This is a genomic window from Massilia eburnea (genome assembly GCF_009720745.1).
Taxonomy (GTDB): Bacteria; Pseudomonadota; Gammaproteobacteria; order Burkholderiales; family Burkholderiaceae_D; genus Rugamonas; species Rugamonas eburnea.
Genome location: NZ_WNKX01000009.1, coordinates 180197 through 203498, shown reverse-complemented (window position 1 = coordinate 203498; position 23302 = coordinate 180197). Strand labels below are relative to the sequence as shown.

At 64.0% G+C, this 23302-nt stretch carries 19 protein-coding genes; 6 read left to right on the top strand and 13 right to left on the bottom strand.

What is annotated here, in order from left to right; translation table 11 throughout:
* From GM658_RS14450 to GM658_RS14415, 8 genes are all read right to left on the bottom strand, one after another.
* On the bottom strand, positions 1–1065 hold a 1065-nt coding region (locus GM658_RS14450), incomplete at its 3' end, for an AAA family ATPase (RefSeq protein WP_155454748.1).
* A gap of 189 nt (positions 1066–1254) precedes the next feature.
* On the bottom strand, positions 1255–3243 hold the full coding sequence (locus GM658_RS14445) for a hypothetical protein (protein WP_155454747.1): 1989 nt from the start codon (positions 3241–3243) through the stop codon (positions 1255–1257).
* Positions 3244–3521: 278 nt separating this feature from the next.
* Positions 3522–3911: a GtrA family protein gene (locus GM658_RS14440; RefSeq protein WP_170298805.1), complete on the bottom strand. Its 390-nt coding sequence runs from the start codon at positions 3909–3911 to the stop codon at positions 3522–3524.
* Positions 3908–5815 (bottom strand): hypothetical protein, encoded by a 1908-nt coding sequence (locus GM658_RS14435; RefSeq protein WP_155454745.1) that lies wholly within the window; start codon positions 5813–5815, stop codon positions 3908–3910. Before GM658_RS14435 ends, GM658_RS14440 begins: the two co-directional genes overlap by 4 nt.
* Positions 5812–6243, bottom strand: coding sequence for a GtrA family protein (locus GM658_RS14430; protein WP_155454744.1), 432 nt, complete (start codon positions 6241–6243; stop codon positions 5812–5814). Before GM658_RS14430 ends, GM658_RS14435 begins: the two co-directional genes overlap by 4 nt.
* A 23-nt stretch (positions 6244–6266) precedes the next feature.
* Positions 6267–7835 (bottom strand): NAD(P)/FAD-dependent oxidoreductase, encoded by a 1569-nt coding sequence (locus tag GM658_RS14425; RefSeq protein ID WP_155454743.1) that lies wholly within the window; start codon positions 7833–7835, stop codon positions 6267–6269.
* A 226-nt stretch (positions 7836–8061) separates the two neighbouring features.
* Complete coding sequence (locus GM658_RS14420; protein ID WP_211841865.1) at positions 8062–8517, bottom strand: DUF2214 family protein; 456 nt, start codon at positions 8515–8517, stop codon at positions 8062–8064.
* Between the two features lie 11 nt (positions 8518–8528).
* The gene (locus GM658_RS14415; protein ID WP_155454742.1) at positions 8529–10841 is read right to left on the bottom strand and encodes an NADP-dependent malic enzyme; all 2313 of its coding nucleotides are present in this window, start codon (positions 10839–10841) and stop codon (positions 8529–8531) included.
* 356 nt (positions 10842–11197) lie between these two features.
* On the opposite strand from GM658_RS14415, the gene GM658_RS14410 reads away from it, so the two are divergent.
* From GM658_RS14410 to GM658_RS14400, 3 genes are read left to right on the top strand one after another with little or no spacing between them, the layout of a single operon-like run.
* Entirely contained in the window at positions 11198–11368 is a 171-nt protein-coding gene (locus tag GM658_RS14410) for a hypothetical protein (protein ID WP_155454741.1), read from the top strand.
* Positions 11369–11402: 34 nt separating this feature from the next.
* The gene (gene thiL / locus GM658_RS14405; protein ID WP_155454740.1) at positions 11403–12368 is read left to right on the top strand and encodes a thiamine-phosphate kinase; all 966 of its coding nucleotides are present in this window, start codon (positions 11403–11405) and stop codon (positions 12366–12368) included.
* Between the two features lie 4 nt (positions 12369–12372).
* Complete coding sequence (locus tag GM658_RS14400; protein ID WP_170298804.1) at positions 12373–12987, top strand: RDD family protein; 615 nt, start codon at positions 12373–12375, stop codon at positions 12985–12987.
* Here the strand turns inward: GM658_RS14400 and GM658_RS14395 are convergent.
* The gene (locus tag GM658_RS14395; protein WP_155454738.1) at positions 12911–13738 is read right to left on the bottom strand and encodes a helix-turn-helix domain-containing protein; all 828 of its coding nucleotides are present in this window, start codon (positions 13736–13738) and stop codon (positions 12911–12913) included. The genes GM658_RS14400 and GM658_RS14395 overlap by 77 nt on opposite strands.
* Positions 13739–13768: 30 nt before the next feature.
* On the opposite strand from GM658_RS14395, the gene GM658_RS14390 reads away from it, so the two are divergent.
* Positions 13769–14221, top strand: a complete 453-nt coding sequence (locus GM658_RS14390; protein ID WP_229416903.1) for a DUF3224 domain-containing protein — start codon at positions 13769–13771, stop codon at positions 14219–14221.
* Between the two features lie 242 nt (positions 14222–14463).
* Here the strand turns inward: GM658_RS14390 and GM658_RS14385 are convergent, their stop codons facing one another.
* Genes GM658_RS14385 through GM658_RS14375 form a run of 3 tightly spaced genes read right to left on the bottom strand, consistent with a single transcriptional unit; the run spans position 14464 to position 19651 of the window.
* The gene (locus GM658_RS14385; protein WP_170298803.1) at positions 14464–17067 is read right to left on the bottom strand and encodes an EAL domain-containing protein; all 2604 of its coding nucleotides are present in this window, start codon (positions 17065–17067) and stop codon (positions 14464–14466) included.
* A complete protein-coding gene (locus GM658_RS14380) occupies positions 17064–19091 on the bottom strand; it encodes a sensor histidine kinase, YfiR-like protein-associated (protein WP_155454737.1) in 2028 nt (675 codons plus the stop codon). The genes GM658_RS14385 and GM658_RS14380 overlap by 4 nt, the downstream gene beginning before the upstream one ends.
* Positions 19088–19651: a TOL_0243 family YfiR-like periplasmic protein gene (locus GM658_RS14375; protein WP_170298802.1), complete on the bottom strand. Its 564-nt coding sequence runs from the start codon at positions 19649–19651 to the stop codon at positions 19088–19090. Before GM658_RS14375 ends, GM658_RS14380 begins: the two co-directional genes overlap by 4 nt.
* Before the next feature lie 205 nt (positions 19652–19856).
* Here GM658_RS14375 and GM658_RS14370 point away from each other — a divergent pair, with 205 nt between their 5' ends.
* The gene (locus GM658_RS14370; protein ID WP_170298801.1) at positions 19857–20339 is read left to right on the top strand and encodes a CinA family protein; all 483 of its coding nucleotides are present in this window, start codon (positions 19857–19859) and stop codon (positions 20337–20339) included.
* A gap of 36 nt (positions 20340–20375) precedes the next feature.
* Here the strand turns inward: GM658_RS14370 and GM658_RS14365 are convergent, their stop codons facing one another.
* Complete coding sequence (locus GM658_RS14365) at positions 20376–22343, bottom strand: 3'-5' exonuclease (RefSeq protein ID WP_170298800.1); 1968 nt, start codon at positions 22341–22343, stop codon at positions 20376–20378.
* A gap of 19 nt (positions 22344–22362) precedes the next feature.
* Here GM658_RS14365 and GM658_RS14360 point away from each other — a divergent pair, with 19 nt between their 5' ends.
* Positions 22363–23295 (top strand): metallophosphoesterase family protein, encoded by a 933-nt coding sequence (locus GM658_RS14360; RefSeq protein WP_229416902.1) that lies wholly within the window; start codon positions 22363–22365, stop codon positions 23293–23295.
* Positions 23296–23302 lie beyond the last annotated feature (7 nt).

Genomic DNA, 23302 nt, shown 5'->3' with positions numbered 1-23302 from the left:
GATCCGCGTGCTGCGCCTGGCGCGCGGCGCCAGGCGCAGCACGCGGATCGGGTCGCGCGCCGCCGCCGCATGGTGCACCAGGCGCGCCAGTTCCACCGGGCGCTGCGCCGATCCGAGCACATCGCTGACACGGTCATGCAGTTCGCGCAGGCGCGCCGGGGCAATCTGGCTCGCTACCGCCAGCCGCGCCAGTTCATGGCGGAACATGAAGTGGCCGGCTGCCGTCGCCACCAGCAGGCCGCGCCCGGTGCAGCGGTCGCAGGCAGCCATCGCCTGCGGACCCAGCACGCCGGACAATAACCAGTCTTCACAGGGCACGGGACTCAAGCTGAGAATTTCCAGCAGGGCGCGCTCTTCTTCGTCGAGGCGCGCCACGCGCGTCCACACCGCGTCGCGCACGGACAGCGGCAGGCTGGCGCAGCCGTCGGCAGCGGCCAGCAATTCGGTGACGAAGAAAGGATTGCCGGAAGTGATGCGATACAGTTCATCCGAATCACGTCCGGCTGCTGTAGCAAGCCGTGCTACCGCTTGCGGCGACAAGGCCGACAGGGCGATGCGCTGGGTGCTGGCCGGCGGCAGGTCGCCGACCCAGCGCCAGAAAGCGTGGCCGGCCATCAGCTCGTCGCTGCGCACGCTGGCCAGCAGCAGCACGCGCATGCCGGCCACGCGCCGCGCCAGGTATTTGAGCAGGTCGAGTGTGGCCTGGTCGGCCCAATGCACGTCCTCCACCAGCAGTACCGTGGCGGACCGGGCGCCGGCCAGCCAGGCCAGCAGTTTAGGGAAGAGGCGTTCGCTTCCCGCGCCGTCAAGCAAGCCGGCAAATTCGCTGCCGAGGCGCGGCGCCATATCGCGCAAGGGGCCCAGCGCGCGCGGTGTGAACAAGTCTTCACAGCCGCCTTGCAGCACTTGATAGCCGGCACCGAGGCCCGCCGCGAACTCCTTCAGCAAATACGATTTCCCTATGCCCGCTTCGCCAATCACCAGCGCAATCCCACCCTGCCCTGCTGCTGCCTGCCTGGCCATTTCGCGCAATCGTTGCAGAGGTGCTTCGCGTTCGATCAGCATGCTCGACTTTCAGTCACACCTAAACATTTAAGCAGGAGCAGGGGCGAATACAAGGCGATTGTGGCCGCCGACGGTGCGCCATATCTGATGCATCCGAACTGTCAGGGCAAGATGAAAAATCTTTACCGCGGCCAGGCCCCGCCGCTGCTCACCGCGCCTGGCTCCCGATGCGCTACACTTGGTGGACGCTCAGTGCGATGCGACATTGGCTCGCAAGCGAGCACAGTCATACAGGAAATAGCGGCGCCCGAAGGCCGGATCGTCGGCCTCGGCCACCGCCAGGGTCCCCAGCTTTTCCGACAGCACAACGAAATTCAGCGCGACGTCTTCGCAGACATAGGCCAGGTCAGCGGCATTAGGTGGCCTTAGCTCAGCAAGGAATTCCTGATCATCCTGGCCGTTCTTTTTCCAGACTACATCGTGTGCACCCATGCGCCTGAGGCGGCGCAGCCGGCGCATGCCTTCTATCGTGGTGCCGCGATTGAAGATCATGCCGTAAGTCTGCGGCCTCGAAGCATAGCTCGAACGGCCCAGCACAAACCAGCTGGCACGCAATTCGTTTTCCCAGTACACCGTTGCTTGCGTTGGAATCAAAGGCACGAATGCTGTCTGCACAGCCCGCACGCCCGCTGCAGAAAGCTGGAGCTGCTCATTGCTGGCATTGGCCTGCCGCAACCAAAGCGCGCCGGCCAGCGCCAGCCCCACGATCCCGCCTGCCATCAACCACGCGCCCGGCTTGCCGCGCCCAGCGACACGCCAAATGCCTAATATCAGCGCCATGCCCAGCAAGGCGTTGCCACCCAGGCGCAGCAAGGTCACCGCCCATTGCATGGGGTCGTCGAGATCGGCGCCATAATTCCAGTAGCGTACGCTCAGCGGGAGCGTGGACTGTGCATCGACCTCCGCCACCCAGATGGAAAACACCGCCAGCAACAGGCAGCATGCGAAGCCATACATGCGGTTTGGCATTTGCGATGGCGCCGGCAGGCTGGCTTGCCAGCACAGGATGGCGCAAGCCAGCAGTGTGATCATGCCGCCATAGGTGTCGCGCGCAAAAAAGCCCAGCACGCAGGCTGACAGCACGACCTGGAACACGCGGCCCCGATGCCAGAACGCAGCAAGCAGCGAGACCATGGCAATCACGGACGCCAATTGCACCAGCCAGCATGTGCGCCCCGCCTGGATCTGCATCAATAGAATGTTATGGTAGACCGAAGTGCCGAGCCAATTGGCGAGCAAGCCCAGGGCGCCCGTCAGCGCAGCGCAATAATAGAAACGTGCGCGCCAGCCCGTCGACAGCCAGGCTGCCGTCAGCACCAGGCTGAAGTCGACGGCTGCGCGGCTGGCCAGATCAGTAAAGCCCCGGCTCGCCATGCCGGTAACTTCGGCGTACCACTGCGGGTCCATCGTTTGCCACAAGCGCTGCAATGGCAAGAAACCCAGCGCGGCGCCGGCGCCTACCGCCAGCAGGCTCGCCGCCAGCAGCGGCGCCGCGCGGCGCGGGTGCTCGCTGCCCAGGTAGAGAACCCCGAACAGCAAAGGCCCCTGCGCCATCAAAGGATGGAGGACCATCGACAGGGGCAATAGCAGCGCCAGCCAGCGCCGTTTACCGCGCAGCAAGCAGGCGATCGCAAATATGCCCAGCGCCTCGGCAAAAATGCGCGGTGTCAGGTATGACTCCGCCAGGGAGAGCGTTCTGACCGGGTCGTAATCGGTCGGTAACAGCAGCAGCCACGCCAGCGCCATCCACAGCATCGCGCCGCGCAGTATGCCCGACAGCAAATAATAGGCCGCCGCCAGCCATAGTGCGCTGCCCAGGGTATGCAGCAGATGCGAGCCCGCTTCCAGGCCCAGGGCCTGGATGAAAATGCTGTACAGGGGGCTGAACAGGGTGAACTGGTCCTGCGAGCCGAACAGGAAGTACAGATCGTTCTTGAACTGCTCAGGATGCATCATGTGCAAGGCTTGCGCCGCGTACAGCCGGCCGTCATGCCAGATGCCGGCCCAAGGACGGGCATATAGCCAGATGGCAATCACCGCCAGTAGCATCAGGCTCTGGCGCGCGCTCCAGCGCGGCGCCAGCTGCAGTGGCGCTGCCGGCGCGTCAATGTTCGATGGGCCATACTCAACACGAGTCAATTCTTCATGACTGCGGCCGCGGTTGCTTGACAATGACATCAGGCTACCTTTTTCTCTTCGTGATACGCGTCAGGCCTGCAGGACCTGCGCCGCTCATCTCGGCGTATTGCTGCCCCATTACAACTTCCTTGAAGTAATTTAAATATTGAAAGTTGCTGCCTGGAAATTAGGCAGAACTTGTCGATTTTACCGCGCGGAAATTATAAATGCTACAACTAAGTTGCTAGTGCGGCGGGGCGCCTAGCGTGTCAAAAAAATTGTCCAAAATTGCCACTTGGCTGATCATTTAGGCAATTTCGCTCTTGCTGCAGCGGCGCTCAGGTAAACAGCAGTAGTTTGCGAGCGCCGAAATTGAACAGCATGATCGCAGCGCTGGCTGCCATTTTGGCTGCCAGCACCGGCACACCCGCCTGATCGACCAGCAGGCCGATCACCAGCAAGTTCAAGCCCAGGCCCACCACCCCGACCATCACGTACAGCACAAACTCATGTTGCCAGTGCGGCAGGCGGCGGAAGTCAAACACCCAGCGGATAGCCAGCTGATAGTTGCACACGATGCCGAGCGCGTAAGCAATGGCCGCCGCCAGCAGGTAGTGCAGGCCGGCATACGCGAGCAGCAGGTAGAGCGCGGCCAGGTCAATGCCGAATGCCAGGGCGCCAGCCGCGCCGTAGCGCAGGAACTGGCGCAGCAGGCCCGGCGGATTCACCGCCCTTCCCGTTGCGGGCGCAACAAGGAACAGTCATGCAGGTAAAAGGCGTTGCCACCGCCAATAGCGCTGGCAACCACGGACGGGCCCAGCTTGCGGCTCAGCACCACAAAGTCCAGTTCCGGGTCGGCGCAGGCGATGGCCAGGCCGGCAACGGTCGTCGGCGGCAGTCGGTTGATGGCTTCCGAGTTTTCGAGGCGGGTGCGCTTGCGGATGCCGTCCGCCATGCCCAACTGCTCAAGGCGCGCCAGCCGCTTCCTGCCTTCGAGCGCTGTGCCGCGATTGAACACGGCGCCCGCCATCTGCGGGTTGCTGCCATAGCTGGAGCGGCCCAGCACGAACCAGGTATAACGCAGCTCGTCTTCCCAGTACACGGTCGCTTGCGGCGGGATCAAAGGAAGGAAGTTGGCCCGCACCGCCTGCTCAGTCTTTGGCGGCAGCCAAGCCGCAGCATTGGCGCGCTCGATGGCCACGGCCGCGCTGACAGCCAGGCAGGCGAACGCCAGCGAATAGGCCGCTGCCTGCCGGCCGCGGCCGCTCCAGCGCCATACCTGGATCAGCAGGCCAACGCCCAGCAGAGCGGCCACGCCGCGCTTGAGCCAGATCCACAGCCACAGGGTGTCGAAGGTGGCGATCGGAATATCATTCTGCCAGATGCCGGTCCACGCCGGCCCGCCGGCAATCTCACGCAATAGTGCACTTGCCAACACTGCCAGAAACGCCAAGGCCAGGCGATAGTGGCGCGGCGACAGTTCCCATGGCCGGGCCTGGCTGCCCTGGTGGCAGAGCAAGCCAGCTGCTGCCAGGCCCAGCAGGCCACCAAAGGTATTGCGCGTCAGGATCGCCACGCATAAAGCCAGCAGCAGCGCGCGGAACAGCCGTCCGCGATGCCAGAATTGCTGCCACAGGCAAGCCAGGGCAATGGCTGAGGCCATCTGCACAATCCACATGACGCGCCAGGGTTGTGCCTGCAGCATCAGCAGGTTGTGCGTGAGGCCGGTGCCGACCCAGCACGCCAGGAGGCCAGCCGCCCCAGTCAGCGCTACGCAGCCGAAGAAACGGGCACGCGCGCCCTGTCCCAGCCAGGCAGCCGCCAGTACCGGGCTGAAGGCGACTGCAGCGCGGCTGGCCCAGGCGCCAAAAACCCAGCCATCCCAGGCCACGCCGGAGGTCGTCGCCAGCACGTGGGCGTACCAGGTATCGTCCATGGTCCGCAGGAGGCGGTCAAACGGTGCAATGCCCAGCAGCGCGGCGCCGGCCAGCACGACGCTTATAAGCACCACCGCCACCGCGGTCAAGCGCATGCGTTGCTTGCCCTCGGCCAGGAACAGCACGCCGAACAAGCCGACGCCGGCCGCCATCAGCGGATGCAGCAGCAGCGCCAGCACCAGCGCAGGTACGCCCCATGGCCAGCGGCCGCGTACGGCGCAGCCCATGGCCAGCATGCCCAGCGCCTCGGCGAAGATGCGCGGCGTGGGGAAGGTCTCGGCCAGGTTGAAGGTGGTCATGGTCGGCCCGTAGTCCGACGGCAGGGCCACGAGTAGCGCCAGGGTCAGCCAGAAGCCCAGGCCGCGCTGGAAGGCTGCCACCAGGAAGGCCGCGCTGCCCAGCCACAGCAGATTGCCCGTTTCCTGTACCAGCAAGGCGGCAGTATCGAGGCCAAAGGCGCTGATCAGCGCCGCGTAAATCGGGCTGAACAGGGTGAAGGCGTCCTGCGAGCCGTACACCAGGAACAGGTCGCGCCGGAACTGGTCCGGGTGAAGGCGCTGCAGCGCCTGCAGCGCATACAGGCGGCTGTCATGCCACAGACCCTCCCAGGGATGGCACAGCAGCCACAGCGCCGCCAGCACCAGCAGCGCCGGCACGGTACGCCGGTCCCATTTCCAGCCCGCCAGCATTGTCATGCGCGAGCGCGGTCCGCTGAGAACAGCAGCACTTTGCGCGCGCCAAAGTTGAACATCAGGATGGCAGCGGCCGCCACCAGCTTGGCCGCGAGGTATGGCGTGTGCAGCATTTCCACCAGCAAGCTGATGGCCAGGCCGTTCAGAATCAGGCCGGCAATGCCGATCAGGAAGAAGATGGCGAACTCGCGCTCCCACTGGCTGACGCGGCGGAAGTCAAACACCCAGCGCACGGAAATCATGTAATTCACCATCATGCCCAGCAGATAGGACAGGCAGGCCGCTGTCAGGTAATGCAGGCCGATCACATGAGCCAGCAGGTACAGCGCGCCAAAATCGACCACGAACGCCGCCCCGCCCACGAATACGTAGCGGATGAACTGCACCAGGCCGTCCGAGGAATGCTTTTTGCCCAATAGCTTGCTGAACATATTGTCCTTCCTGCGTTGGCGGCTTATGCCGCTTTCTTCTCTTCGTGGTACTCGTCGTCGATGTTGACGTCCCACAGCGGGTCTTTGGACACGGCGCCGGAGGCGATCGCTTCCACCGCCAGCTTGGCGGTCAGCATCGAGTGGTCCTGGTTGTTGTAGCGGTGCATGCCATTCCGGCCCACCAGGAACAGGTTGCCGATGGTGTCGGTGTAGCGCCGCACCACGTCAAACTGGTCGTAGGAACCGAAGTACGCCGGGTAGGCCTTCGGCACGCGCACCACGGTGCCGTCCAGCACGTTGGTGTTGTTCAGCATGCCGATCTTGGCCAGCTCGCCGGCGCCGAACTTGATCAGCTCGGCATCATTCATCCGCCACAGGTCGTCGTCTTCATTGCAGAAGTACTCCAGACCCATCCACATCGTATCCTCGTCCTTGACCAGGTGCGGGCTCCAGTTGTTGAAGATCTGCAGGCGGCCGATGCGCACGTCTTTTTCCTGGATGTAGATCCAATTGTCCGGCAGCGCCTGGCCATCGGTGTTGAGCACGTCGGATTTCTTCACCAGCAGGCCAACGGTCAGGAAGTCGCGGTACATCAGGCCGTCGGCCACCTTGCGTACGTCGGCCGGGACGTCGTTCATGCCCTTGACCAGTTCGCGCACCGGCATGGTCGATACCGCGTAGTCGCACTCCAGGCGGAACTTCTCGCCGGTGGTTTTGTCGGTGCCGCTCACAGCTACCGCCTTGCCGTCCCTGGTTTCGACATTGGTCACATCCTGGTTGTAGCGGATTTCGCCGCCGGCCTCGGTGACCATGCGCGCCACTTCCTGCCACATCTGGCCGGGGCCGAATTTCGGGTACAGGAATTGTTCGATCAGGCTGGTCTCGGTGCCCTTCTGCGATACGCCGCCCTTGCTCTTGAAGACTTGCTTGACCGCGTGCCACAGCGCCTTGCTGATGTTCAGGCCCTTGATGCGCTGCGCGCCCCAGTCGGCGCTGATCTGGTCGCATGGGATGCCCCACACCTTGTGGGTGTAATCCTTGAAGAAGGTTTCATACAACTCGCGACCGAAGCGGTTGATCATGAAGTCTTCCAGGTTCTTTTCCGGACGGCGCGGGAACAGCATGATCCAGCCGTAGGTGACCGCCACCTTGGTCAGCCGCCACAAGCCCAGCTTGCTGGCGGTGGAAGCGTTCATCTTGATCGGGTAATCGAAGAAGCGGCGCAGGAAGAAAATACGCGACAGGCGCGAACGCACCAGCATGCGCCGGTCGTCATCGCTTTCCAGCGCATTGCCGGCCACTTGCACCGAAGTTTTCTTGTTCTGGTAGGTCAGGTCGAGCGAGGCATTGGCCGCGGCGTCGATCGGCAGGATTTCCTGCCACCAGTTCATGACCCAGTCCGACTTGGAAAAGAAGCGGTGGCCGCCCAGGTCCATGCGATTGCCGTTGTGGCAAACGGTACGGGAAATACCGCCCACCTCATTGCTCGCCTCCAGCACGATGGGGCGGACCTTGGTAGTGCGGATCAATTCCAGCGCCGCAGTCAGGCCTGCGGGACCGGCGCCGATAATCACGGCGGATTGCTGCCCCATGACAACTTCCTTCCAGTTATTAATTCATCCAAAGCCACTGCTCAGAAAATAAGCAGAAAACTGCAGAATTTTACCGTGAAGAAATTATAAATGCTATAACGGACAATCGAATTGTGGCGTGGAACCAATGAATAACCGGCTCGCCTGGTGCCGAAAATGTCATTCCAAGCCGAGAGTTGACATTTTTGACTCAGATGCGCCCCGCCTTGCGTGGCCTGCGCAGCGCTCAGGCGTAACCGTAGCCGCGCGCCATGGCGGCGGCGGCGATCGGCAGCAGGGCGAAGATGTGGATCTCGGTCATCAGCGTCTTGCGGATGGAACGGATTTCCTCTTCGCCCGGCGCGAAAGCGGCATCGGCAGCCTGCGCCTTGCGCCAGCGCAGGAAGGCGCGGGTCGGCTTGATCGACAGCAGGCCGATGATGGCGAACAGCACCACCTTGGTCCAGAACACATGGTTGTGGATGTAGAACGCCGAGCCTTTGGCGCCGAAAAATACGCGCGAAAAGCCGATCACCACCAGCGAGGCGGACATGATGCCCAGTGCGATATCGTACTTGGCCGCCAGCTGCACGGCCGGCGGCTGCATGCCGGGCCGCACCAGCACCAGCTGGGCGGTGATGGCGGCGGCGATGCCGAAGGCCAGCAGGTGGTGCACGACCGCGAGCAGCAGGTCGACCATCATGGCCGGCCTCCTTACGCGCGTTCCGACACGGCATCCACCACGCACAGCGCCGTCATGTTGACGATGCGGCGTACGGTGGCCGACGGGGTCAGGATGTGCACCGGCGCAGCGCAGCCCAGCAGGATCGGGCCGATCGCAATGCCGTTGCCGGCGGTCTTGACCAGGTTGTAGGCGATGTTGGCGGCGTCGATGTTCGGCATCACCAGCAGGTTGGCGTCCTGCTTCAGGGTGGTGCTAGGCAGCAGCTTGTGGCGCAGCTTGGAATCAAGCGCGGTATCGCCGTGCATTTCACCGTCCACTTCCAGGTCCGGCGCGCGCTGGCGCACCAGGTCCAGTGCGGCGCGCATCTTCTGCGCCGATTCGCTGTTGGACGAGCCGAAGTTCGAGTGCGACAGCAGGGCCGCGCGCGGCACCAGGCCGAAGCGTTTCATCTCTTCCGAGGCCATGATAGTGATGGCGGCCAGCTCGTTGGCGTTCGGGTTTTCGTTGACGTGGGTGTCGACCAGCGCCAGCTGGCGGTCCTGCAGCACCAGGATGTTCATCGCCGCGTAGACGCAGGCGCCCGGACGGCGGCCCAGCACCTGGTCGATGTAGTGCAGGTGCAGCTGGGTGGTGCCGAAGGTGCCGCAGATCATGCCGTCGGCATCGCCCTTCTTGATCATCATGGCGCCGATCAGCGAGTGGCGGCGGCGCATTTCCAGCTTGGCATATTCCTGTGTCACCCCTTTGCGCGCGGTCAGCTCGTAGTAAGCCTTCCAGTATTCGCGGTAACGCTCGTCGAAATCGGGGTTGATCACGTCGTAGTCCACGCCCTGCTTCAGGCGCAGGCCGAATTTCTGCACGCGTGCATCCAGCACGGCCGGGCGGCCGACCAGGATCGGGCGCGCCAGCTTTTCGTCCACCACCACCTGCACCGCGCGCAGGATGCGCTCTTCTTCGCCCTCCGCGTAGACGATGCGTTTCATGTCGGCCGGGGTCTGCTTGGCTACCGCGAACACCGGCTTCATGAAGGTACCGGAACGGTAGACGAATTGCTGCAGGCTGTCGGCGTAGGCTTCCAGGTCCTTGATCGGGCGGGTGGCGACGCCGGAATCCTGCGCCGCTTTGGCGACGGCCGGCGCGATCTTGGTCAGCAGGCGCGGATCGAAGGGCATCGGGATCAGGTATTCCGGACCGAAGGCCAGGTTGGCGATGCCGTAGGTGGTGGCAACGATGTCCGACTGCTCGGCGTGGGCCAGGTCGGCGATCGCGTGCACCACGGCGATTTCCATTTCGCGGGTGATGGTGCTGGCGCCGCTGTCGAGCGCGCCGCGGAAGATGTACGGGAAGCACAGCACGTTGTTGACCTGGTTCGGATAGTCCGAACGGCCGGTGCAGATGATGGCGTCGCCGCGCACGGCTTTCACGTCTTCCGGCAGGATTTCCGGATTCGGGTTGGCCAGCGCCAGGATCAGCGGGTTAGGCGCCATCTGCTTGACCATGTCCTGCTTCAGCACGCCGCCTGCGGACAGGCCGAGGAAGATGTCGGCGCCGGCGATACAGTCGGCCAGGGTGCGCGCCGTGGTGTCGCTGGCGAAGCGTTCCTTGTCAGGGTCCATCAGCTCGGTGCGGCCCTTGTAGACCACGCCGGCCAGGTCGGTGACGATGATGTTTTCGATCGGGAAGCCGAGGTCGACGATCAGGTCCAGGCAGGCCAGCGCCGCGGCGCCGGCGCCGGACACCACCAGCTTGACGTTCTTGATGTCCTTGCCGATGTATTTCAGGCCGTTCAGGATGGCCGCGCCGACGATGATGGCGGTGCCGTGCTGGTCGTCGTGGAAGACCGGGATCTTCATCTTCTCGCGCAGCTTGCGCTCGATGTAGAAGCACTCAGGCGCCTTGATGTCTTCCAGGTTGATGCCGCCGAAGGTCGGCTCCAGCGAAGCAATGATGTCGACCAGCTTGTCCGGGTCCGATTCATTGATCTCGATGTCGAAGACGTCGATGCCGGCAAACTTCTTGAACAGCACGCCCTTGCCTTCCATCACCGGCTTGGAAGCCAGCGGGCCGATATTGCCCAGGCCGAGCACGGCGGTGCCGTTGGAGATCACGGCCACCAGGTTGCCGCGCGCAGTGTATTTGTACGAGTTGGCCGGGTCGACCACGATTTCTTCGCATGGCGCGGCGACGCCCGGGGAATAGGCCAGCGCCAGGTCGCGCTGGTTGGTCAGTTGCTTGGTGGGGGAGACGCTGATCTTGCCGGGCCTTGGGCACTCGTGGTATTCCAGCGCGGCGGCGCGAAGTTGTTGACGAAGTTCTTCTTTCTTGTCAGATCCCGAATCCATGCTGTACTGCCCCTTCTATCCTGTGTCCGAAAGCTTCCGATTTTAGCAGATAGAGGGCTTGCTCTAACGTAGGTATTTATACCAATTCCAAATATTCATCGGTTTCAATTGGCTTTCATTTAAGAATAATCGCGTTTTGACGGCATTTTCTCCGGGTACAAGTTAATTCCATATGGAAACGCAATTTTCCGCCGCTATACAATGTCGCAGCGACGACAATGCTGACTTGCGGCACAAAACCATAAAATCTTGTTGCGCCAAATCGAATTTGATTGGAATATTCGGCGCAAGCAACTTTACATATGGCATTTTTGTTCCTAAACTGAATTCACTGGCACTTTACGAAGGGAAAAACCATGCGCAACGCACTCTGGCATTCCTGGTCCCGACTGTCCGGCATCCTGTTTCCACTGAGCGCAGCTGCTTTATTTTTCACTCCGCAAGACTCCAACTGGGTCGTGATGCTGGCCATGGCCGCCCTCGCTTCTGGCGGAACCTGGGTCTACCTGCGCGACAAACATCAATAAGGACGATGCCGGCCCGCCCCGTTAGAATGGCGGGATGCTTTCCGAATTCGACCTGATCAAACAGTACTTCGTGCGGCCCACCTCGGGCCGCGCGACCCTTGGCATCGGCGACGACTGCGCCCTGCTGACCCCGTCGCCGGGGATGCAGACTGCCATTTCTTCCGACATGCTGGTCGAGGGCCGTCACTTCTTTGCTGGCGAAGACGCCCAGCGCCTCGGCCACAAAAGCCTGGCCGTCAACCTGTCCGATCTCGCCGCCATGGGCGCCCGCCCGGTGGCCTTCACGCTGGCCTTGGCCCTGCCCGCCGCCGAACGCGCCTGGCTGGAAGGCTTTTCGCGCGGACTGTTCGCGCTGGCCGACGCGCATGGCTGTGAGCTGATTGGCGGCGACACCACCAAGGGCCCGCTGAACATCTGCATCACCGTGTTTGGCGAAGTCGCGCCCGGGCGCGCCCTGCGCCGCAGCGCCGCCCGTCCCGGCGACGATATCTGGGTTTCAGGCACGCTGGGCGATGCGCGCCTGGCCCTGGCCGGCTACCTGGGCGAACTGACGCTGCCTGCGGACGCACAGGCCGCAGCGGGGACGCGCATGCACACGCCGACGCCACGCGTGGCGCTGGGCGTGATGCTGGCCGAGCGCGGCCTGGCCCACGCAGCCATCGATATTTCCGATGGCCTGGTGGGCGACCTTGGCCACATCCTCGAAAAATCCCATGCCGGCGCCACGCTCAATGCCGACGCGCTGCCGGCCGGCCCGGTCCTGGCCACCCAGCCGCTCGCCTTGCGCCGCGCCTTCACCGCCGCCGGCGGCGACGATTATGAAATCTGCTTCACCGCGCCGGCCGCCAACCGCGAGGCCATCCTCGCTGCCGGCGCCGAATGCGGTACGCCGGTGACGCGCATCGGGCGCATCGAAGCCAAAGCCGGTCTGCGCTGGACCGACGCCGATGGCGCCCCCCTCACGCTGGAACTTTCCAGCTTCGACCATTTCACCAACTGACCCCATGCCGTATCGGGAAAGATTCGAACGCCTCAGCACCGAAGAACTCCTGGGCTACCTGCGGCTGGACCTTGCCAGCGACGCCAAACCAGTGCTCCTGCGCGTGCTGGCAGCGCGCGGCGTTTCCTCTGCAACGATCGAACTGGTTCTGGCCAGCGAGGCGGCGCGCCAGGAAGAGGAATGCCATCAACAGAAACGCATGGCCAGCCAGGGTGCCCGCCTACTGGCTTTTGCGATTGACTTTGGTCTTGCAACACTCGCTTTCGGCGCACTCATGGCGCTGCTCAAACCAGTGATGGACGCAACCGCGGAGCCATTCGCCAGCGGCATATGGTGGGCTTATATGATGCTGCGCGACGCCGTCCCAGGCGGAAGCGCCGGCAAACGCCTGATGAAGATGCGCGTCGTGCGTATCCCTGGCGAGCGACGCATGACCCTGGGGGCCTCATTTTTCCGCAATCTGACCCACTTTTTCTTCATGATCGATGCCCTGTTCATCCTGGGCGAGCGCCGCATGCGGCTGGGCGATAGGTTGGCCGGGACTATCGTTCTGCGGCGCGATGCAGTTGGCGCAAGTATTCCCCCGGCGGCTTGCCCACCAGCGCAGCAAAATCCTTGATGAAATGAGCCTGGTCGAAATAGCCCAGGTCGAGCGCCAACTGGGCCAGTGAGCCGCTATCGCCGCCCTGCAGGCGCGCCACTGCTTCATGCATGCGGTAGCGCTTGATCACCCATTTCGCGCCAACGCCAACATATTGCTGGAACAGACGCTGCAAGGCGCGCTTATCCATCACCGCCTGCGCAGCCAGCGCATCGACTGTCAGCAGCGCAGGATCACCCGCTACCGCCGCCACCAACGCCGCAGCGCGCTCCACGTCGGCGTCCGGCTTCGGCAGCCTCGCCAGCAAGAAGGCTTCCGCGGTCGCTGCGCGCTGTGCCGCTTCGGTTGCCCGGCGCACTTGATGCACTAACTCCTCGCCCGCAGTACCGAAGACTTCGCAAAGCGCCAGGCGTCGGTCGGCAATCTGCGCGACAGCGCGGCCAAGGAAAGGCCGAAAGCCGCCCGGCCTGAATTTCACACCGAATGCAAAGCCCTGCCCCGCCAACTGTTTCGTATAGCGCGCCGTATGCACGCCATACACGCCGTCGGTATCGTTCTCGACCACAAGGTGCACATTCGGGTGCGGCAGCGTCTCTTGCTGTTGCGGGGGATGTCCCTGCATATCCCAGCCCACGAACCAATAATGCTCAACGAACGCCGCCAGCTCGGCGCATGGCGCCAGCCGTTCATGGCGGAATGAGCCCGCCGCAAATTGCGGCACCAGGATGCCGCGCGGCTCCGTATCGACTTGTCGCGTTTTTCCAATCATGAGGGTTCGCAATCTATCACAATGGTTCCCATGAAAACACTGATCCCATTACTATTCGCATTCGCCGCTGCGGCGGCCAACGCAGGAGATAAACCGATGCAAATCGAAGGCACGTTCGACGTCAAGCTCACACCCCAGGCGCCAGCCGATGGCCAGACCTGGGGCCGTCAATCCATCGCCAAGACATTCCACGGAGCGCTGGAAGGCAGCAGCCGCGGCGAAATGCTTGCCGCAGGCACCGCAGTCAAGGGTTCCGCCGGCTACGTCGCGCTGGAGCAAGTCAGCGCCACGCTGGAAGGCCGCCAAGGCACCTTCTTCCTTCAACACTTCGGCCTGATGGACAAGGGCACGCCAACACTGACCGTCAGCGTGATCCCCGACTCCGCCACGGGCGAGCTGAGCGGCCTGCAAGGCACGATGACCATCGACATCGCCGGCGGCCAGCACCGCTACACCTTCACCTACAACCTGCCGCCCCGCTGACCTGCCTCAATACCATGAGCTCCAACCATCGACAAGTTCATGGGCGCGATGAATGCATTGGCAGCGCGCGAGACCGCAATGAGCGAGCTCCGCGTGAAATGGATTCGCGAAAAAAATGGCGCTGGCGGCCAAGTGATGTCATGAAGTGGTAACAAGCGGCGACTATTATCCTGCCTGTCTCCAACATCACTCTCCCGTGAATGTTCTTAAGCCGCCCCGCAATGCGCGTGGGCGGCATTTTTTTATCCGGTAAGCGCTGTGTGGTCTTCGCCTGGCTCTCTGGCGCGGCGGCCGCTGCCGTGCATCAGCCAGTAGTGATGGAAGGCGAGGCGGATGTTGTCGCGCAGCTGGGTGTCGTCCCACGGCTTGGTGTAGAAGCGGTAGATCGCGCCGCGGTTGATCGAATCGAGCACCGCTTCCAGGCCGGTGTAGCCGGAGAGGATGATACGGATCGTGTCCGGGTACATCTCTTTGACCTTGGCCAGGAATTCGGTGCCGCTCAAAATCGGCATGCGCTGGTCGCAGACGATCACCTGCACCGGATACAGGGCCAGCAAATCAAAGCCTTCGGCCGGCGACACGGCCGTCAGGATGCGGTAGCCGTCACGCCGGAACAGGCGATGCAGTGAGGACAGCACGTTGACGTCGTCGTCCACCAGCAGCAGGGTTTGCGGCGGTTCTGCGGCCACGTTGGGATCGGGCGGCAGGCTCTTGCCCGATTCGGCCAGCGCGCCCATTTCGGCCGCCGCCAGCGGACGGCTGAAGAAGTAGCCCTGGATCTCGTCGCAGCGGTTGCGCCGCAGGTACTCCAGCTGCGGGCGCGTTTCCACGCCTTCGGCAATCACGCGCAGCTTGAGGCTGTGCGCCATGCTGATGATGGCCAGCGCGATGGCAGCATCGTTGGGATTGGTGGTGATGTCGCGCACGAAGGCGATATCGATCTTCAGCTTGTCGATCGGGAAGCGCTGCAGGTAGGCCAGCGAGGAATAGCCGGTGCCGAAATCGTCGATCGCCACCTTGATGCCTTGCTCCTTGAGCGCCGACAGCACGAGGATCGTCCGTTCCGCATTCGACATCAGGGCCGTTTCCGTCAGCTCCAGCTCCAGCAGCTCGGGCGGCACCTGGTGCCGTTCCAGCGCTTCCTTGACGTCTTTTTCCAGGTCGCCTTCGACGAACTGGCGGCTGGCCACGTTGACCGCCACATGTACCCCGCCGACCGGAGTGCGCAGCCAGGCCGCGATCTGGCGGCAGGCCGCATCGATGATCCAGCTGCCGACCCGCACGATCAGGCCCGTGTCTTCCAGCACGCCGACGAATTCGGCCGGGTACACCAGGCCGTAGCCGGGACGATTCCAGCGCAGCAGCGCTTCCGCCCCGCTGATGCGGCCGGTGGTGAGGTTGACCTTGGGCTGGTAGTGCAGCTCCAGCTCACCGTTATCGAGGGCGCGGCGCAGCGCCATTTCCAGGTCCAGCCGCGCCAGCACCTGCACGTTCATGCCGGCGGTGAAGAAGCGGTAGCCGTCGCCGCCGGCCTCCTTGGCGCGCTCCATCGCGGTGTTGGCATACTTGACCAGCGTTTCCGGATCGTTGGCGTCGTCGGGATACATGGCAATGCCGATCGAGGCTGTCAGCGTGGCCTGGTGGTCATCGAGGTCGAACGGCGAGCGCAGGGCTTCGCGCACTTCGTTTGCCACCAGCACCGCATCCTGCTGGTCGCGCGTCATGGTCAGGATCAGCGCGAACTCGTCGCCGCCCAGCCGGCCTACCGTGTCGCGCAGGCGCACGCATTGCACCAGGCGGTTGGAAAATTCGTGCAGCAGCTGGTCGCCCATGGCAGCGCCCATCGAGTCGTTGACCTTGCGGAAGCGGTCAAGACCGATGAACAGCACCACGATGCGCCATTCCTTGTCCTGCGCCAGTTCGATCGATTCGGCCAGGGTCTGGAAGAACAGGGTGCGGTTGGGCAGCCCTGTCAGGCGGTCGTAGTGCGCCATGTGGCGCAGCCGTTCTTCCGCCAGGCGGCGCTCGGTAATGTCGCGCGCCACACAGATCAGGGTGCGGTGCGCCGACTCGCCTTCGCTCTGCAGCAGCCAGTACACCTCCACCGGCACGGCCGCGCCGTCGCCGCGCAGCAGTTCCATTTCCGTCAGTTCGGGCGCGCGGTGCTGCTGCGTCTTGGCGCCGGCCTCTGCGCCGGCTTTTTCCGCCTGCTCCGACAAGGCTTCGCGCCCGCCCAGGCCAAGCCGGCCCGGCTCCAGCGCCAGCAGCTGGGCGCGCGGGTGGCCGAGCATGCGGCAGGCGCCTTCGTTGACGTCCACCAGCGACAAGTTATTGGTGTCGATCAGGAAGATGGCGTCGGCCGTGGCGTCCATCGCGCTGCGGAAGCGCTGCAGGTCGGCGGTGCGCGCGCGCACCGTCTGTTCCAGCACCTCGTTGTAATCGCGCGCCTGCTTGTGCAGCAGGCGCACTTCCAGCATATTGTGGATGCGCGTCAGCACCTCCACCGGGTCGAAAGGCTTGCTGACGAAATCGCGCGCGCCGGCATCGAGGGCGGACAGCTTCTGGTCCGGCTGCGCCGTCACCACCAGCACCGGCAAGTATTCCGGCTCCAGCGGCTTGAGCGCCTCCATCACGTCGAAGCCGCTCATGCCCGGCATGTGCAGGTCGAGGATGATCAGGTCGTAGCGGTGCTCTTCGTGCCAGGGCGCCACCACGCGCGGATCGGTGGTGGAGCTGACCTGGACATAGCCGCTGGTTTGCAGCAGGTATTCCAGCAGCTGCACATTGACCGGCTGGTCATCGACAATCAGGATGTTGGCGTTCAGGATATCGTCGCGGCTGATCACTTGGACGTACTCCCTTCTTCCTCCCTGCGCGCCAGGAAGGCCATGGTGCTGTTGATCGCTTCCGTGAATTCGTCGATGTTGATCGGCTTGATCAGGTAGCGGAAGAAACCTGCCGCCAAGCCTTTTTCCACGTCGCGTGGCATGGCGTTGGCGGTCAGGGCGATGACCGGGATATGCACGGTGCGCGGGTCGTTGGCCAGCAGCTTGACGGCGTCGATGCCGTTCAGGCCTGGCAGGTTAATGTCCATCAGGATGATATCCGGCCGGTGGGCGCGCGCCAGTTCCAGGCCGAGGTGGCCGTCGGGCGCCGAAATCAGCTTCAGGTCCGGACGGAAGCTGATGATTTCTTCCACCAGCTTGAGGTTGGCCGGATTGTCTTCCACGTACAGCACGGTGGTCGGCTCGCCTTCCTGGTGGCGATGGTGCTCGGCGGGCCGTTCGGCATTGGGGTCGACGCGCGAGGGGATCGGTTCGGTCGATTCCAGCTCGATCCAGAACATGCTGCCCACGCCCTGGCTGCTGGTCACGCCGATGGTGCCGCCCATCAGCTCCACCAAACGCTTGGTCACCACCAGGCCGATGCCGGTGCCTTCCTCCGCCCCGCTTTCCTGGCCCAGGCGGTTGAAGGGCTGGAACAGCTGCTTGACCTGCTCCGGCCTGAGGCCCATGCCGGTATCCTGCACCGATACCCGCACCAGCTTATCCCCGCTCGGGCTGCAGTCGACCACGACGGCGCCGCCGTCGCGGTTGTACTTGATCGCGTTGGACAGCAAGTTCAGCACGATCTGCTTAAGGCGCGTGCGGTCCGCCGTCACATTGGCCATGCAGCCGTCCGGGAACAGCAGGCGGATGCCGCGGCCGCTCGCCAGCGGCGCAACCATGCTCTCGCATTCTTTCAGGATCTCATTCAGCGCGACCGGCTCCAGCGACAGCGCCACCGCGCCCGATTCGATCTTGGCCAGGTCGAGGATCTCGTTGATCAGTGTCAGCAGGTGGCGGCCGGACTTCAGGATATGGTTGGCGAACTCGCGCTTTTGCACCAGGGTGGACGGCAGCTTTTCCGAGGTGAGGATTTGCGCGAAACCGAGGATCGCGTTGAGCGGGGTGCGCAGCTCATGGCTCATGGACGAGAGGAAGGCCGACTTGGCCTGGTTGGCGCTCTTGGCCTCCTCCATCGCTCCCGCCAGCTCGTGGTTGGCCTGCTCCAGCTGCATGGTGCGGGTATGCACGCGCTCCTCCAGCTCCTCGTTCAGGCGCATGACTTCCTGCTGCGCCTTGCTGCGCTGCTCCGCCTCACGCGCGATCTCGCTGTTGGAAGTCTCCAGGTCGCGCGTGCGGCTTTCGATTTCGCTCAGCATCTTGTTGAAGGCGGCCGCCAGTTCCGCCACCTCGTCGTTGCTGGTGCCGGGCGCACGGCGCGAATAGTCGCCGGTGGCCACCACTTCGCGCGCCACGTCGGCAATCGCCAGCACGGGCTGCGTGACCACCTTGTTCAAAGGCCGCATCAGCAGGTAGGCGATACCCATCGCCAGCAGCGTAGCGACGACGCCGATCGCCACGTAGTCGCCGAAGCGGCCCAGGATTTCGTAGTCGGCCCGCAGGTAGACGGTGCCCAGCAGCTCACCGTTGTCGCGGATGCGCCGGAACAGCATCATCTTGCCGTCTTCAAACGCCACCCCGTCGGCTTGCGGTGCGTTCGGTATGCTGACGTCCAGGCCGGGCGCCACATAGGTGGCAAACAGCTGGCCGCGCGAGTTGTAGATCGCTCCTGCATTCACCTTGGGCCGCAGGCGCAGCAGGGCCAGGTTTTCCTTGGCCAGGCGCGGGTCGTCGAAGGTCAGCGCCGGGGCGCTCATGTGGCCCAGCAGCTCGGCCTGGGTGATCATGTCCGAACCCAGCGACTGGTGATAGGCGCGCAGGTCGTAGGCGATGATGGTGCCGAGCGATACCAGCAGGGACACCAGCGTGACCAGCATCACTACGCCGAGCAGCTTTTGCGGCAGGGAGCGGCGGCGCGCGTTCATCCCGCCACCTGCTGCACGCGGTAGGCGGCCGACAGCATGCGGGCGCTGATCTTCAGGCGCGACGCCGTGGCATTCTTGAGCGAGACTTCAAAGCGCAGGCGTTCGTCGGCGATGACGAAGTTGATCATGCTGCCCAGGCCATAGGTTTCGTCGGCATCGGTCACGGTCAGCACCGGCTGGCCGCGGCTGGCGGCAAGGAGCTCCTGTGCCAGCGACTTGTCCTGCGACGCGATAAAGAGCATGTGGATGCCCGCCAGGCTGTCGCCGCGCTTGACGCGCTTGACTTGCAGCGGCCGGCCATTGGCGGTGTGGCCCGCTACCGTCTGTTCCAGCTGGTCGGCCAGCGCGTCGGCGCCGGCCACGCCGATCACCACCGGGCTGTCGGCACGGGGGAAACTGCCTTCCGGCCATTCGACGAAGCCGGCAAATTTGTATAGATAAGCCGCTTTGACCTGGCGTTCCAGGCCGGCGTTGGCTTGCGCATGGGCGAGCAGCGGCCAGAGCGCAGCCAATAGCAGCGCCACCCAGAATACGGGACGTCTTCCTTGGAGAGTCCTCACCACCGTGCCTCGCGTAGAGGAGATTTGGGCCATTCTATCGCTGAGCCTAAATCAGTGGCGCATTTATTGATTTGCCGCACCACATCAGCCTTCCCCGGCTTGCAAGTTAGTCGTGACGCCACATTATTGCGCTGCAGCGTGGTCAATCGGCACAGCAGCGCGCTAGAATGGGCTCAAATGCTTTTGTTTGCTAAAGGAGCCACAAGTGAGTACAGATTTCAACGAACTGGCCGCCCAGGTGGGTAAGGCCCTGCAAGACAAAGGCTTGCTGTTGGCAACCGCAGAATCGTGCACCGGCGGCGGCATTTCGACCGCGATCACGGACATTGCCGGCTCCACTGGATGGTTCGATTGCGGCTTCGTGTGCTATTCGAATGCCTCGAAAACGGAAATGCTGGACGTGCCGGCGGCCATGATGGCGCAATTCGGTTCCGTCAGCGAAGAAGTGGCGGCATCCATGGCGGAGGGCGCGCTGGGTTCAAGCAACGCCCATGTGGCGGTGTCGGTGACCGGCATCGCCGGGCCAAGCGGTGCCGTGCCGGGCAAGCCGGTGGGCACCGTCTGCTTTGGCTGGGCCAATGCCGATACGGTGCATACCGAGCGCCTGGTGTTCTCCGGCGACCGCCAGGCGGTGCGCGCGCAGACCATCGAGCATGCGCTGAAGGGGCTGCTGCGCTTTATTAATTGACGCGCTGCCTGGGTCAGGCCCGAGGGTCTGCCCCAACTACGACAGGAGGCGGCTGCGGCGCTCCGCCGCGGCCGGCTCGAACAGGGTCAGGCCGCGAATGGCGCGGCTGATTGCGACGTACAGGTAGCGCCGTTCCTCGGCGAATTCCTCCCCATTGCGGGTGGCGCGCGGGAACTGGCCTTCTTCCATATACGGCAGCAGCACGTGCTGCCATTCCCTTCCCTTTGCCGACTGCACGGTCGCCAGCGCCAGCACTTTGGCGGCGCCGCCGCGTGCGCCCGGCTTGCCGCGCGTGGCCACCTGGCGGCGGCGCAGCTCTTCGAGGAAAGCCGGCGCTTTGGCGTCGCCCTGGCGGTTGGCGAAATCCATGAAGGCGCGCAGGGTGCGCAGCACGGAGTCGGCGTGGGCGCGGTTGACGAAGGTGCGGCGGGTGGCGGCCGGCAGGTCAAGGCCGCTGCTGGCCAGCTGCAGCAATTGCGCGGCGCTGGCTGTCGCGGCCTGCGCCTTCATCTGCGCCAGCACCTCGGCCAGGCGCTGCTTCCAGCGCCGGGTGGCGCCGCTGTCGTAGTGCTGCTCGGCGCACAGCAGGCCGCTGAACATGAATTCCAGGGTTTCCGGGTCGCGCACCACGGCGTCCTTCTGCTGCTGGTAGGCGTCGCCGGAGCCGTAGATGCCGTGGCTGGACTCGTAGTCGCGGCGGTCGCCGGAGACGGCGAAATAGGTTTGCAGGCCGTCGACCATCAGCTCGCAGCTTTCCTTGTCCGCCTTCAGCGTGCTGTAGTCGCCGCTGGCAACGTGCAGCAGCGCGCGCAGGGCCATGATTTCCGGGCGCTTGAGGTAGGAGGCGAAACCGTCGCAGTTGTAGGGCAGGCCCGCATCCAGCAGGGCGTTTTCGATCTCGACGCTCTGGTCCACTTCGCGCAGGATGATGGCGAGATCTGGGCCCAGCGCCAGCTCTTTGGCCTTGGCGACGACGGCCTGGGCGCAGGCTTGCGGGCCGGCCTGGTCGTATTCCACGTGGCGCACTTCGGAATAGGTGTCCGGGTGCGAGTCGAAGCCGCACTTCGGCAGCGCCCGCTCCAGCAGCTTTTTCAGCGATACGCCGCAGCGGCGCGATTGCGACAGCGGCAGGCGTTCAGCGTCCGGGAAAGCCAGCTCGAAACCGCCGCCCGAAAAACGCGGATCGGCGCCGCGTTCGGCGTTGATCACCTGGTGGCGGTCGCCCACCACCACCAGCCGCGCATGGCGGCGGAACAGCTGCAGCAGCTCGAATTCGGCGGCGTTCACGTCGTGCCATTCGTCGACCAGCAGCAGGTTCGCCTGCGGCATATCGTGCACGGCTTCGGGGAAGCGGCGCAGGATGGAGACCAGGTCGGTCGCGTAATCGACCGGCGCCTGCCACAGGATATGGCCGGCTTGCGGCTGGCGGCGGCGCTCGAATTCGTGGAAGATTTCAACGATCTCGCGGTCTTCCAGCTGGAACTGGTTGCACAATTCGTCAAAGGTGAAATAGTCGAACACTTCATCCTCGAAGCGCAGCGTAGCCAGGGTAGCCTTCATCTGCGCCAGAAGCTGCAGCATCATTTCCACACGCTGGGTGCTGCGCTCGAAATCGAAATCGAATTCGGTGTAGCGGCCCTCGTGACGCTGCCAGACCGTGTTGGCTGCGGCCACCAGCATGGGGCGCATCTGTTCCAGGCTGGACCAGCGCTCGGGCAAGTCCAGCCAGTTGCCGTGTTCCGCGATGCGGGTCAGCTGCGAGCGGGCCAGCGCCTCCACCGTCAGCACCTGCACCTTGCGCTCCGGGCATTCCAGCGCCAGCTTCTCGTAGAAGCGCTGGCGCGCACCTTCCGAAAAGCACAAACCGAGGACGACTCCCGGTTCCCGTGCCGCCAGCATGGACAGCGTGGTAGTCTTGCCAGTCCCGGCGCGCGCCTCGATCATCAAGGTCTGGGCGCGGGAATTCAGGATCGCTTCCTGCTCGCTGGATGGTGAAACTCGCATGCCTGTTCGAATGGTGCCAATGAAAAGACGCATTCTACCTTGGCTGGCCGCAGCCGCCGCCCTCGCCGCCGCAAGCGCGCCCGCCGCAGAGGGAGCCGCAGCAAGCGCTGCGCGCCCTGCCCGTCCGCTGACGGTGTACGCCGCAGGCGACATCGCCGACTGCCGCTACAACCGCGCCGCCAACTCCGGCGCCGCCGAAACCGCCGCCATCATCGCCAGGGGCGACCCGAACGCCCTGGTCCTCTCCCTCGGCGACCACACTTATCCGAACGGCACGCCAGCCGAATTCCGCGACTGCTACGCCCCCACCTGGGGCCAGTTCAAGGAACGCACCCGCCCCACGCCCGGCAACCACGAATACACCGGCGGCAAAGCGGCCGGCTATTTCGACTACTTCGGCGAACTGGCTGGCCCGCGCGGCCGGGGCTATTACAGTTTCGACAAGGGAGGCTGGCACTTCATCTCCCTCAACAGCCACCTGAACGCCGCCGAGCACCAGCAGCAGCTCGTGTGGCTGAAAGACGACCTGGCCGGCAGCAAGGCGCGCTGCACCCTCGCCTACTGGCACGCGCCCATGTATAGTTCTGGCGGGCACACCCCGACCAGGAAGATGCAGGACGTGTGGCGCGCCTTGCAGGAAACCGGCGTCGAGCTGGTGCTGTCCGGGCACGATCACGACTACGAGCGCCTGGCGCCGATGAATGCCGACGGCCAGCCCGATGCGGCCCGCGGAGTGCGCCAGTTCGTGGTCGGCACCGGCGGCGCCTTCCTCACGCCCTTCCTCTGGCTTAACGACCAGAGCGAGGTCCGCTCCAACTGGCGCACCGGTGTGCTGAAACTGGTATTGAAGGAAAACAGCTACGAATGGGAGTTCCTGGCGGTCGAAGCCAAGGCCGAACCGGACAACCCGCAGCGGGAGGCCAGCGACAGCGGCGCGGCCAACTGCCACTGATAACAGG